This is a genomic window from Rhizobium beringeri (assembly GCF_004306515.1).
GTDB lineage: Bacteria > Pseudomonadota > Alphaproteobacteria > Rhizobiales > Rhizobiaceae > Rhizobium > Rhizobium beringeri.
Window position 1 is genome coordinate 4,039,474 of the sequence record NZ_SILG01000001.1, and the last position, 12,785, is coordinate 4,052,258.

General features: G+C 60.0%; 14 protein-coding genes. 1 reads left to right on the forward strand and 13 read right to left on the reverse strand.

What is annotated here, in order from left to right:
• Positions 1–34: 34 nt before the first annotated feature.
• From mdh to sdhC, 8 genes are all read right to left on the reverse strand, one after another.
• Positions 35–997, reverse strand: a complete 963-nt coding sequence (mdh, locus tag ELH03_RS20135) for a malate dehydrogenase (RefSeq protein WP_003543522.1) — start codon at positions 995–997, stop codon at positions 35–37.
• 177 nt (positions 998–1,174) lie between these two features.
• A complete protein-coding gene (gene zapE / locus ELH03_RS20140; protein ID WP_128411828.1) occupies positions 1,175–2,338 on the reverse strand; it encodes a cell division protein ZapE in 1,164 nt (387 codons plus the stop codon).
• A 47-nt stretch (positions 2,339–2,385) separates the two neighbouring features.
• Complete coding sequence (locus tag ELH03_RS20145; protein WP_128400318.1) at positions 2,386–2,901, reverse strand: protease inhibitor Inh/omp19 family protein; 516 nt, start codon at positions 2,899–2,901, stop codon at positions 2,386–2,388.
• Positions 2,902–3,037: 136 nt separating this feature from the next.
• A complete protein-coding gene (locus ELH03_RS20150; protein ID WP_233942487.1) occupies positions 3,038–3,856 on the reverse strand; it encodes a nucleotidyltransferase domain-containing protein in 819 nt (272 codons plus the stop codon).
• Between the two features lie 5 nt (positions 3,857–3,861).
• Positions 3,862–4,641, reverse strand: coding sequence for a succinate dehydrogenase iron-sulfur subunit (locus tag ELH03_RS20155; RefSeq protein WP_003567268.1), 780 nt, complete (start codon positions 4,639–4,641; stop codon positions 3,862–3,864).
• Between the two features lie 18 nt (positions 4,642–4,659).
• Positions 4,660–6,501 carry a succinate dehydrogenase flavoprotein subunit gene (gene sdhA / locus ELH03_RS20160; protein WP_128400320.1) on the reverse strand — a complete coding sequence of 614 codons (1,842 nt, stop codon included), beginning with the start codon at positions 6,499–6,501 and terminating at the stop codon, positions 4,660–4,662.
• Between the two features lie 6 nt (positions 6,502–6,507).
• On the reverse strand, positions 6,508–6,888 hold the full coding sequence (gene sdhD, locus ELH03_RS20165) for a succinate dehydrogenase, hydrophobic membrane anchor protein (RefSeq protein ID WP_018448193.1): 381 nt from the start codon (positions 6,886–6,888) through the stop codon (positions 6,508–6,510).
• Positions 6,889–6,898: 10 nt separating this feature from the next.
• Positions 6,899–7,294, reverse strand: coding sequence for a succinate dehydrogenase, cytochrome b556 subunit (sdhC, locus tag ELH03_RS20170; RefSeq protein ID WP_128400321.1), 396 nt, complete (start codon positions 7,292–7,294; stop codon positions 6,899–6,901).
• 315 nt (positions 7,295–7,609) lie between these two features.
• Between sdhC and ELH03_RS20175 the strand changes: the two genes are divergently transcribed.
• Positions 7,610–8,098 carry a hypothetical protein gene (locus ELH03_RS20175; protein WP_128411829.1) on the forward strand — a complete coding sequence of 163 codons (489 nt, stop codon included), beginning with the start codon at positions 7,610–7,612 and terminating at the stop codon, positions 8,096–8,098.
• A gap of 193 nt (positions 8,099–8,291) precedes the next feature.
• Here ELH03_RS20175 and ELH03_RS20180 read toward each other — a convergent pair whose 3' ends face one another.
• The 5 genes from ELH03_RS20180 to ELH03_RS20200 all read right to left on the reverse strand — a co-directional run bounded on the left by ELH03_RS20180 (position 8,292) and on the right by ELH03_RS20200 (position 12,617).
• Positions 8,292–8,645: a RidA family protein gene (locus ELH03_RS20180; protein ID WP_128411830.1), complete on the reverse strand. Its 354-nt coding sequence runs from the start codon at positions 8,643–8,645 to the stop codon at positions 8,292–8,294.
• Between the two features lie 175 nt (positions 8,646–8,820).
• On the reverse strand, positions 8,821–9,690 hold the full coding sequence (locus tag ELH03_RS20185; RefSeq protein WP_027682557.1) for a LysR substrate-binding domain-containing protein: 870 nt from the start codon (positions 9,688–9,690) through the stop codon (positions 8,821–8,823).
• A 131-nt stretch (positions 9,691–9,821) separates the two neighbouring features.
• A complete protein-coding gene (locus ELH03_RS20190; protein ID WP_130659339.1) occupies positions 9,822–10,886 on the reverse strand; it encodes an ABC transporter ATP-binding protein in 1,065 nt (354 codons plus the stop codon).
• Positions 10,887–10,896: 10 nt separating this feature from the next.
• Positions 10,897–11,736, reverse strand: a complete 840-nt coding sequence (locus ELH03_RS20195; RefSeq protein WP_128411832.1) for an ABC transporter permease — start codon at positions 11,734–11,736, stop codon at positions 10,897–10,899.
• Positions 11,733–12,617, reverse strand: a complete 885-nt coding sequence (locus tag ELH03_RS20200; protein ID WP_027682554.1) for an ABC transporter permease — start codon at positions 12,615–12,617, stop codon at positions 11,733–11,735. Before ELH03_RS20200 ends, ELH03_RS20195 begins: the two co-directional genes overlap by 4 nt.
• Positions 12,618–12,785: the final 168 nt, after the last annotated feature.

Here is a 12,785-nt window from a genome sequence, read left to right on the forward strand (position 1 = left end):
GTGTATCCCTGTTTCGATTACTTCAGCCCGTCGACTACTTGAGGGCAGGCGCGATGTTGATGCAGGCTTCGCAGAGACCGGCGACAGCGCCGACGGACTTGTCGAAGGCTTCCTTCTCGGTCTTGTTGAGATCGATCTCGATGATGCGCTCGACGCCGCCGGCGCCGATGACGGTGGGAACGCCGACATACATGTCCTTGACGCCGTACTGACCGCTGAGGTGGGCAGCGCAGGGCAGAACGCGCTTCTTGTCCTTGAGGTAGGATTCGGCCATCTCGATCGCCGAGGCGGCCGGCGCGTAATAGGCCGAGCCGGTCTTCAGCAGGCCGACGATTTCGGCGCCGCCGTCACGGGTGCGCTGGATGATCTCTTCGAGGCGCTCCTTGGTGACCCAGCCCATGGTGACGAGATCGGTGAGCGGAATGCCGCCGACCGTCGAGTAGCGGGCGAGCGGTACCATCGTGTCGCCGTGGCCGCCGAGAACGAAGGCCGTGACGTCCTGGACGGACACGTTGAATTCCTTGGCGAGGAAGAGACGGAAGCGCGAGGAGTCGAGAACGCCGGCCATGCCGACGACCTTGTTGGCCGGAAGGCCGGAAAACTTCTGCAGCGCCCAGACCATGGCGTCCAGCGGGTTGGTGATGCAGATCACGAAGGCGTTCGGCGCATACTTCTTGATGCCGGCACCGACCTGCTCCATGACCTTGAGGTTGATGCCGAGAAGGTCGTCGCGGCTCATGCCGGGCTTGCGGGCGACGCCTGCCGTGACGATGCAGACGTCAGCGCCTTCGATCGCGGAATAGTCGCTGGCACCCGTCAGATTGACGTCGAAGCCTTCGACCGGCGACGACTGGGAGATATCGAGACCCTTGCCCTGGGGAATGCCGTCCGCGATGTCGAAGAGAACGATGTCGCCCAGTTCCTTCAGGCCGGCGAGGTGCGCCAGCGTGCCACCAATCATGCCAGAACCAATGAGTGCGATCTTGTTACGCGCCATTTTCGCTGTTTCCTTTGCGATCAAATTCGTCGAACGGACGCGCAAGGCACCGCCCAATGACGCAATCGCATAGACCCAAAGCCTAAAAATGGCAATTCATTATTTTTGATTCAGCGTTTTCAATCGTTTAGATACTAAAGTTCTTACGTAAACGTAAGATATTCTGTCACCGAATTGTTACTCTGCAGCGCGTTTATCATGGTGCAGCGCAAGATATTCCGCGCTGCGCATCTCGAACAGGCGCGATGCCGTGCGGTCGAATTCGAAGCCCTCGGTGCCCCGGCGCTGCAACAGCAGTTCCTCCGGCATGGCCGCCGCGGAAATGTAAAGCCGCACGGCATGGTCGTAGAACGTATCGACCAGAATGATGAACCGTTTGATCTGGTTCCGCTTTTCCGGCCCGAGCAACGGAATGTGATCGAGGAAGACCGTATCGAAGCGTTCGGCGATGGCCAGGAAGTCGACCGCCCCGAGCGGTTTGTCGCAAAGATCGGCGAAAGAGAACCGCGCCATGCGGTCGACAGCGAGCGGCACATGGATGTGGCGCCCCTTCATCGGAATATCCAGCGGCTGCGCCTTGCGCCCATGCAGCGCCTGCGTCCAGGACGCATCCATCGCCATGTCATTATGCTCGTTGATCGGCACCAGATAGACCGGCTGGCTGCTCAGCTTCTCCATCCGGTAGTCGGTCGGCGAATCCAGGGTGACGACATCGACATGCTGCTTGAGCAAGGCGACGAAGGGCAGGAACAGGCCGCGATTGAGACCATCCGGGTAGAGATTGTCAGGCTCGACATTCGAGGTCGCGACCAGCACGCATCCGCGCGCGAAGAGCTCGGAGAACAACCGCGACAGGATCATCGCATCGGCGATGTCGGTGACCGTGAACTCGTCGAAGCAGAGCAGTTCTGCCTCGTCATAAAGCGCTGCGGCGACCGGCGGCATCGGATCGGCCTGCTTCGTCTCGCCGTTCTTGAGCTTCAGCCGGTGTGCCGCGATGCGGTTGTGCACATCCGCCATGAATTCGTGGAAATGCGCCCGTCGTTTCTTCCTGCACGGCGCCATTGCGAAGAACATGTCCATCAGCATGGTCTTGCCGCGCCCGACGCTGCCGTGGATGTAAAGCCCCTTGGTGCCGTCGGCAGACTTCTTCTTGGCGGCAAACAGCCAGCCAAGCGCGCTCGATTTTGCCGCCGGCCGCCGCTGCTTCAGGCCGGCAAGCACCCGGTCGAGGCTCTTTGCCACGTCCAACTGGGCGGAATCGACCTGGAGCGCGCCCGATGCGGTCAGCGCTTTAAGCTGTTCGCAGACGCTGAGCGCATAGTCCGGCATTGGTTGCATGAGGGCATATCCGCCTGTCAGTCATCGCAGGAGACCTGCTGGAACATTTAGCGGCTGAGGCTGATCGACTGGCCCGTGCTCGTCTGTCCCTCAAAGCGGTTGTCGGCCGTCTTGTAGACGCTGCCGAGCTGGTTGCCCGAGCGGTCCTTGAGCAGTACCTGCTTGCCGGCGACCTCCCAGGAGCCCATCGCCGTCAGCTCGCCGACGCAGCCACGCGTTCCGCCGCGCGATCCGCTGCCGAGATTAGTGAGCGTCAGGAACATGTCGCAACTGCCGTTGACACGCCAGCTTCCGACCATCGATTCCTTGGTGATATCGAGCGCATTGGCGGCCATTGCGCCAGGCTGAGCGCCCGGCATCGGCGCCGTCGTCGTCGGCGCGGCCGGAAACTGCGAGCCGCCAGTCGGCGGTGGAAGCTGTCCACCCTGCACCGAGGGAACCGGCTGCGCCGTCAACGGCGCCGGGCCGGCACTGGCGTTGGAGCTGTAATCATATGCCGTACGCTGACAACCGGCTAGCGACAGAACCACCACCAGACCTGTCATCGCATATCGCAACTGCATCATCATACTCCTGAATTCGGCTATCGCCGTAGAGAAACGGGCGTGAGACAAGTCCGATTATCGTAACTCGCTTTGGTTAATCAAGTCGTGCTGCATAAATTGCCCGTGACAACAACTAACCGAAAAACGATACAGTTCAACTGTCCCGCTGCAAAACTTCCTGCACATAGAATTTGTCAGCAAGGTGTTGCGCGCGTTCATCTCTGTCAGGATCCCTGTCGAACTCGCGCAATGTCTCGGAATAGCGCTCCAGCGCGCCCTGCAGGAACACTTGCACCAGTGCCGGTGGCAGGCCCACACCCATTTCGCGCGTCTGCTTCTTGACATGCACGAGATCGAGTATCGCTGCCCGAAGTTCCGGCGCGATGGAGATCGTCTCAAGGCATTCCAGCATATTCATCGGCGGTAGCACGCGATATGAACGCTGCCGCATCCATTCGAGCGCGATGGCCGGACGCAGGGCATAGAGCAGCGTCTTCAGCTTGATCACGTCTTCGCCGGGGCTTTGAAAATGCCGCCGCATAAGTCCGACATAATGCGCAGCGACCTTCTCCGGCACCATGACGTGATCAAGAAACGCGCCGAGACGGGAGCGAAAACCAGCTTCCTCTTCGTAGGCGATCGGCGATTTCAGCCATTCGACCACCACGGCGTTTCCCTTGAGCGCAAGCCGCAACGCCTTTCTGAGATCCCAGCCGCCGGTATCGATATCGCCAATGATCGGGAACTCGATGACATCGCGCGCCGAAACAAGAGCAAGATGATGTTCGACGGGACGGATGTAGACAAAGCGACAATCATAATCGCTGTCGGGAGATGGAAAGCCCCAGGCGCGGCTACCACTTTCGATCGCAAAACCGATGCGGATGCCCTGTTCGCGCACCGAGGCAAGCCGCGACCTGATCTCTGTGACGGCTTCGGGATCGAAGCCCTCGATTCCGCCATTGGTATGCACGCTGATCAAACCCGGCGCTCGACCATCATCTTCTTGATTTCGGCGATAGCCTTGGCCGGGTTGAGGCCCTTCGGGCAGGTCTGCGCACAGTTCATGATCGTGTGGCAGCGATAGAGGCGGAATGGATCCTCGAGATTGTCGAGGCGCTCGCCGGTCGCCTCGTCTCTGGAATCGATCAGCCAGCGATAGGCCTGCAGCAGAACGGCCGGACCGAGATAGCGGTCGCCGTTCCACCAGTAGCTCGGACAGGAGGTCGAGCAGCAGGCGCAGAGGATGCATTCATAGAGGCCGTCCAGCTTCTGCCGGTCCTCATGGCTCTGCTTCCATTCCTTGGCCGGCGCCGGCGACACCGTCTTCAGCCATGGCTCGATCGAACGATGCTGGGCATAGAAGTTGGTGAGGTCCGGAACCAGATCCTTGACGACGGGCAGATGCGGCAGCGGATAGATCTTCACCGCGCCCTTGATATCGTCGAGGCCTTTGGTGCAGGCGAGCGTGTTCGTGCCGTCGATATTCATCGCGCAGGAGCCGCAGATGCCCTCGCGACAGGAGCGGCGCAGCGTCAGCGTCGGGTCGATCTTGTTCTTGATGTAGAGCAGACCGTCGAGCACCATAGGCCCGCAATCGTCGACATCGATATAGAAGGTATCGATAGACGGGTTCTGACCGTCATCGGGGCTCCAGCGGTAGACGCGGAATTCGCGGGTGTTCTTGGCGCCAGCCGGCTTCGGCCAGACCTTGCCTTCGCGCATCTGAGAATTCTTGGGGAGAGCGAGTTCAACCATGTCCGGTTCCTCTTGAGATCAGTACACGCGAGCCTTCGGCTCGATCTTGTGCGGATCGATGCCTTCGGCAATGAGCTCGGTATGGACCGGCCGGTAGTCGAGCTTGACCTCGCCTGCTTCGCTCACCCAGGCGAGCGTGTGCTTGCGCCAGTTGACGTCGTCGCGACCGGCGAATGCACCCTCGGTATAGTCTTCGCGTGCATGCGAACCGCGGCTCTCCTTGCGGGCCTCGGCGCCGTAGATCGTCGTGATGGCGTTGGCCATCAGGTTCTGCAGCTCAAGCGTTTCCACGAGGTCGGAGTTCCAGATCATCGAGCGGTCGGTGACCTTGATGTCCTTCATCTCGCCCCAGATTGCCGAGATGCGCTGGCAGCCCGATTCCAACGATTCCTGCGTGCGGAAGACGGCGGCGTCTTCCTGCATGGCGCGCTGCATCTTCTCGCGCAGTTCCGCCGTCGGCGTGCCGCCGCTGGCATGACGCAGACCGTCGAAGCGGTCCATGATCCTGTCGCAGGCTGCGACGTTAAGATGTGGGATCGGCGCTGCGCGGTCGATGACCTCGCCGGCACGGATCGCGGCGGCGCGGCCGAAGACCACGAGGTCGATCAGCGAGTTGGAGCCGAGACGGTTGGCGCCGTGCACCGAGGCACAGCCGGCTTCACCGACAGCCATCAGGCCGGGGATGATCCGTTCCGGATTGGCGCTGTCGGCGTTCAGCACTTCGCCCCAATAATTCGTGGGAATGCCGCCCATATTGTAGTGAACGGTCGGCAGAACCGGGATCGGCTCGCGCGTGACGTCGACGCCGGCGAAGATCTTGGCGCTCTCGGAAATCCCCGGCAGGCGTTCATGAAGCACCGCCGGATCGAGATGGTCGAGATGCAGGAAGATGTGGTCCTTGTTCTTGCCGACACCGCGGCCTTCGCGGATTTCCAGCGTCATGCAGCGCGAAACGACGTCGCGCGAGGCAAGGTCCTTGGCCGAAGGGGCGTAGCGCTCCATGAAGCGCTCGCCCTCGGAGTTGACGAGGTAACCGCCTTCGCCGCGCGCGCCTTCGGTGATCAGACAGCCTGAACCGTAGATGCCGGTCGGATGGAATTGAACGAATTCCATGTCCTGCAGCGGCAGGCCGGCACGCGCCACCATGCCGCCGCCGTCGCCGGTGCAGGTATGGGCGGACGTTGCCGAGAAATAGGCGCGGCCGTAGCCGCCGGTCGCCAGCACCACCATCTTGGCGGCGAAGCGATGGATCGTACCGTCATCGAGGCACCAGGCGACGACGCCGGTGCAGCGGCTGCCGTCTTCCGACATGATCAGGTCGAGCGCGAAATACTCGATGAAGAATTCGGCATTGTTGCGCAGCGACTGGCCGTAGAGCGTATGCAGGATGGCATGGCCGGTACGGTCGGCAACGGCGCAGGTGCGCTGTACCGGCGGGCCTTCGCCGTAATTCTGCATGTGGCCGCCGAACGGGCGCTGATAGATCTTGCCTTCCTCGTTGCGCGAGAACGGCACGCCATAATGCTCGAGCTCATAGACCGCCTTCGGCGCTTCCATGGTGAGATACTGCATGGCATCGACGTCGCCGAGCCAGTCGGAACCCTTGACGGTGTCGTAGAGGTGCCACTGCCAGCTATCCGGGGTCATGTTGCGCAGCGAGGCGGCGATGCCGCCCTGGGCCGCGACCGTATGCGAGCGGGTCGGGAATACTTTGGTGATGCAGGCCGTGCGGAAACCCTGCTCGGCCATGCCGAGCGTGGCGCGCAGACCGGCGCCGCCGGCGCCGACGACGATCACGTCGTAGGAGTGGTCGACATACTTGTAGGCCTTGCCATTCTGGGCGGGTGAAGTCGGTGCCATGTCAGCTTATCCTACGAATGCGATTTTCAGAATGGCGAAGAGACAGAGGCCGGCGATCAGGATCGCAAAAAACGTGTTCAGCATCAGGAGAACGATCTTGCCGAACTCGCCATGCACGTAATCCTCGATGATGACCTGCATGCCGAGCTTCATGTGAATGACGCCCGAAATCACCATCAGCCCCATGACGACCGCGACGAACGGGTTCGACAAGGCGCGAACCACATCCGCATAGGGCGCGCCGGCATAGGCGAGCATGAAGATAACGAAGAAGAGGATGAGCGGAACATTGGCGACGGCCGTCAGCCGCTGGCGCCAGAAATGGTCCGTGCCGTCCTTGGCGGAGCCGAGCCCGCGAACCTTGCCGAGGGGGGTGCGCATATCCATGAGAGGACCTTCAGAAGCGAATGAGGAAGCCGATCACCCAGACCAGCATGGTCAGACAGAGCGACCCGATAATGTTGGCGATGGCGAGCTTGGTCGAGAACTCTTTCCCGAAGCCATAGCCGAGATCCCACATGAAGTGGCGGAAGCCACCGAGCATGTGGTGCAGCAGCGCCCAAGTATAGCCGAGAAGCACGAGCTTGCCGAGAAGGCTGCCGAGCACCCAGTTGGCCCAGTCGTAGGAGCTCTGGCCGCTTGCCGCCGCGATCAGCCACCAGGCGACGAGCAGCGTGCCGACATACAGCGCGCCACCGGTAATGCGGTGAACGATGGACATGACCATGGTGGGAATAGGCTTGTAGATTTGCAGATGCGGCGATAGGGGCCGGTTATTTGTCACGTTCGCCATCAGAACCTCGCGGCGGCTTCTCTGCGCTCCCGGATTTCGGAGCATGCTCAGTCAACCACACGAATGACAAAATTCTCTGTGTGCGTTGCATCAATTGCGACGTTTAATCACCGGGAACGCCGACGACAAGCACAATCGCTGTCTGCTTTTAATTTAATCGATTCGCGTTACCCGGAAGTTTGCAGGCTAAAGAAACTGGTCTTTTCCGCTCAAATTTTGGGCCGGTTGTCCGACCTGAATGGACAAGCTTCGGCTTTTGGCGCAATCTGGCGTTAACGATTTGTTAGGGATCGGAATTCCGGAGGCCGGCCACCCATGTTTCGCAGTCTGTCCGCAGTCGCCCTGATTGCCCTGTCCGCGCTTGCTGCACTTCCCGCCGAAGCCGGCGACCGCCGCAACGATCATCGCTTTCCCGGCCATCGTCACGCTTTCCACGGCGGATTATTCCTCGGCGAACGTATCGGCTGGCGCGATCGCGGCATCCGTTTCGACAACGCCTATCGATATCGGAACCGCAAAGAACGGATGCCGTTCCTGAATCAGTTTTCATCGCCGGCGACCAATCGCGTCGCCCGCAACAATCTCATCGTCGTCGTGCCCCAGGCGCACGGTAGTGGCGGCGGCGACACTTATGCCGGCTCTTCCTATGTCTATCAGGCCGATGGCGGAACCTATGTCGACGGCTATGGCTTCTATCCCCCCGCACGATCTGAGCAACTGGCACCGAAGGCGAAGGTCATCGACGTCGCCGTGCAGGACGATCCCTGCGCCTATGAGGCAAATGTCTGCGTTATCCGGCCTTAGGGCATGATGCCGAAAGTCCGGAATTCTGCAGCAAATTCCGAGGCAGCTCTTTGCCTTACCTTCCCGGTTACATCATCTCTTGATCACAAAAGGTCGCAAAACATCCGTCACCTCGACGAAATGTAGACCGTCCTGCTTCAAGAGCACTTCCGGCTTCGCTGACAAGAATATGAAGACGACGAATACAGGCGGCTCAAATTTGCCCGGCCTCACTCTTTCGCGACGCGGCTACGTCAATACGGATGGCGCACATCGGCGGGAGATTCCTGTCCTCAAACGTTGCCCGCCGTGGCGTTCCGCTATCCGGCATCCAAGCATCCCAGGCTCTGTTCATTTCCTCGAATGAGGCAAGGTCCCTGAGCCAAATATTGACGAGAATGATCTCTGACTTGTCGGTACCTTCGCGTAGCAGCATGTCATTGATGCGCTCCAATATTTCGTTGGTTTGCGCCGTCACGCTCGCTCCCCTCGTGAGGTTTGCGACCTGGCCGGGCAGATAGGCGGCATCTGCGAGGAGAGTTTCGTCAACTTTGGCTTGCCCCATCATCGTATTCGCAGACTTCCATGAATGCTTGAGATTGGGTCGTCGACCCTTCATCCGATCACTGTGGGGCTTCGCTCGCCACTTCGGTAGAGGGAATTAAATTGACCCGATATAATGGAAGCTGAACGCTCCTAGAGCCTTTCCTGGTCAGCTTGCAGCATTCTGACCAGGAAAAGCTCTAGCTGGACAATATGGCCGTATGCCGCGAAATGAAGTCCACAAGATAGCGCGCACCTTCGGCCGTCTCGGATTGAGCATACAGACCGATTTCGATGCGCACTGGACCGGGCAGGTCCGCCGATCGGTCAAGCGTCCGGCAGCCCTCCGGTTTCGTGTTGAGCATCATTGGCGCGATACCGATACCGACGCGAACCGCGGTCGCCATGGCCACCAGCGTCGATGCGACGCACGCCGTCTTCCACTTGACGTTCCGCTGGGACAGGGCCGCAAGCGTCGGGAGCGTCCAGGGACACTCCTCCTCGAACATAATGATCGGAAGCGGTTTTTCGGCATCCGCCACAAAGTCGGATCTGACCGTCCACATCAAATATTCGGTCCAGATCAGGGTCGGTTTTCGCGCGAGGCAGGTGATGTCGCAAACCACGAGATCCAGCTTCCCGTCTTCGAACAGGTTGGCGAGGCGGCGATTCGGCTCGACAATGATGTCGATATCGACCTTCGGGTTTTGGGCTCTGAAGTCACTAAGAATGTCGATCAGGTGGCCGGCTGCGAAGTCCTCAACGACGCCGAGGCGAATGCGGTCCTCGATCATCTTGCCTGTCAGCCTTTTCTCGACCTCGTCGCTGAGGGCGACCATTTCGCGGGCATAAGCCAGCATGATCTGCCCATGGCTCGTGAGCTCGAGGCCTTTTGACGAACGCGAAAACAGCGTAACGCCGACAAGCTCCTCCAGCTTGCGGATCTGCATGCTCACGGCGGCCTGCGTTCTGTTCAGCTTGACGGCTGCTCCATTGACGGTGCCGATCTCCGCGACGGTCAGAAATGCACGAAGCAGATAGGAATCAAGATCAAGCATCAGAAGCCGCATTCCATACTTTGTGGCGCTGGAGAGCCGAGGGCCTCTCTGCCTATAAGCGGATATTGGACGAACCAGGTTCTTCCGGCAACTGGCGATCCTTAGCCGGGGCGCTGTGCAAGCTGCGCCCGGTCAATGCCAGCTTACCGCGCGAAGAGAACGCATGCCTCGGGGGGAATGGAAACGCTGATCTCCTGCCCGCGAACGAAGGCTATGTCTGGACGGTTCGGGCAAGCCGAGATTATCCGGTCGCCACTGACGAGGTCCAGAACGATATGCCTGAAGGCACCGAGTGTCACAACGTCGGCAACGCGTCCGGGCATGGCCCCGGCACCCGGAGCGCCGGACGATATCTCGACGCTTTCCGGCCTCACGCAAATCTCGGCGGCCCCTGAAAGGCTTCCCCTGGACGCGACCGGAAACTCCCAGCCGGATTCGGAGCGAAATTTGCCGGCCGTTCCGCCCGCGGCCGAAATCGAGCCGTGAATCCAATTCGTCCGACCCATGAAATCCGCGACGAAACGCGAGTCTGGGCGCCAATACACATCATCTGGCTTGCCGGATTGCATGATTGCTCCACGGTTCATCACGAATATGCGCTCCCCCAGGCTCATCGCCTCCTCCTGGTCGTGGGTTACCACGATGGCGGTCGAGCCGACCGCGGCGAGCACATCCTTCAATTCGGTGCGCAGCTCATGACGAAGTTTGGCGTCGAGGGCCGACAGGGGCTCATCCAGAAGAACAAGGCTCGGATGGGTGGCGAGCGCCCGCGCAAGCGCAACACGCTGCTGCTGGCCGCCGCTCAACTGGTGCGGCCGCCGCTGTCCGAAACCGACGAGCCGGACGAGCTCAAGCATCTCGGCAATGCGGCGCGGTATTTGCCCCGGCGGATGGTTGCGATGGCGAAGTCCGTAACCGATGTTCTGTTCGACGGTCATATGCGGGAAAAGTGCATAGTGCTGGAACAGCAGCCCGACATTCCGCTCATAGGGTTTCAATCCGGCCATCGGCTCGCCGTCGATCAAGATCGAGCCTTTGTCGGGCCGCTCGAATCCGGCAATGAGCCGAAGAATGGTGGTCTTGCCGCAGCCGCTCGGTCCAAGCAGTGCGATTGTTTCACCCGGGTTCACCGAGAAGGAGATATTACCGAGGGCGACCGTTTCGCCGAAGCGCTTGCTGACCCCTTGAAATTCCACGGCAGAAATCATCGTATTGTCCTCATGAACGAAACAAACCCTGACCGACGACAGTGTCGAAGCCGACAACACGGTCCAGCACAACGATCAGCAACGCGGTGACGGCAATCAGGACCACGGCCGCCGCGGCGATCGTCAGATCGAAAGCCGCGCGCATGTTGCTGACCAGCGTAACAGGCAAGGTCGTGGCGGACGGATCGCTCAGAAAAAGACTGATCGATACGTCATCTATCGAAATTGCGAAGGCGAAGATGGCGCCGGTAACGACGCCGGTCCGCATGAGCGGTAGGGTAATGGTCCAGAAGGCCTGGCGCTCGGTGGCGCCGAGAACCATTGCGGCTTCCGTCAATCGTTGGTCGCTGCCGAGAAGGCTGGCGAGACTGGTCCTTATGCAATAGGGCAACGTCACGATCACGTGGCCGAGGAGCAGGCGCGCCATACCATTTGTGATACCGGCCTTGGAAAGGAAAAGCAGCAGGCCGAATCCAATGACGACCGGCGGAACGATGAGTGGCGAGAGAAAGGCCGATGTCAGCGCTGCCTTTCCTGGAAAATTGCCACGGGCAAGGCCGACAGCCGCCGCAGTTCCGATCGTGACGGACAGAACCGTCGTGAATACCGCCAAGATGAGGCTGGTGCGTAGGCTGGTAAGGATATCCGCCTGAGAGACGAGCCGTTCGAACCAGTGAAGCGACAAGGCAGGTGGCGGCAGTGGACCGAGGTAGGTCCTGGCGTCGAAGGCCATGAGGCATGTTATCACCAACGGGATGGCGAGGAACGCCAATCCAAGGCCGATGACGCCGTAGGCAAGGGAAACGGCGATCCGGTCTCCGGTTCGCGCTGCAAGAGACTGTCTGCTCATCGGGAAACCTTCCAGGCCTGCGCAAACGTTATGACAGCGACGACCGCCAAGGCCGCGGCAAGCATGACGAGCGAGATCGCCGCGCCGCTCGGATAGTTGGCGATATCGCTGAACCGGGTGTAGATGACGTTCGATATGAAAAGCACCCGGCCCCTCCCGAGCACCATGGGAATGACGAAGGCGCTGATTGCGAAAGTCAGCGAGACAAGAGTGCTTGAGATCAGAGCCGGGAAGCTTAAGGGAAGCGTGATCGACAGATGGGCTTTCCATCCCGGCGCGCCGAGCGACTGGGCTGCATCGAGCAGACGCGGATCGATCGATTGCATCGCGCCAATCAGCGTTAGCGTTGCGACCGGTATGATCGAGTGAACCAGACCCGCAGTAACGACGATATTGATATATTCGCGGCTGTTGGGCGAAAGGCCAAGTGTCAAGAGGAGGGGTCGGAAGATGCCGACCGACCCGAAGGTCAGTTCGATCGCGTATGTCTTGATCAGAACGCTGGATAGAACGAGCGTAATCAAAAAGCCGAGGGTGAGCGCCCGCATCCGCGGGGAAATGCGCCGCACGATGAAGTAGGCCAGCGGGAATGCCACAAGCTGGCCGATGATCGCGGCAACTCCACCGATCCAGAAGGTCGTCAGCAGGACACTCGCAAACGCCTGGTTTGCAAGCTCGTAATAGTTTTGGACCGTTGCCGCGGCATTTTCAACGGAACCGACGCGCCCCGGCGTAAACTCCTTCAAGCTTTCGATTGCCAGATTGATTAGCGGTGACAGAAAACCGAATGCGAACACCAGGAGGGCTGGCCCGAGCGTCAGGGCCGCATCTCGGCGATCAGGAATAGAAATGGCAACGGGTTGCCGCCTTACCTTGGTCATGGTGGAACAGCCTTTTCCTCGCCCTTACGGGCCATGAGAAAGGGAGGTCATCGAAGCCCGCGTCGCGCCTTCGACAACCTGCCGCGAGGTGCCTTAGAGCATGTCGCGCAAAAGTGTGCAGCGGTTTTGCGATAACGACATGCGTAAAAACAAAGACTTAAAGCGCAA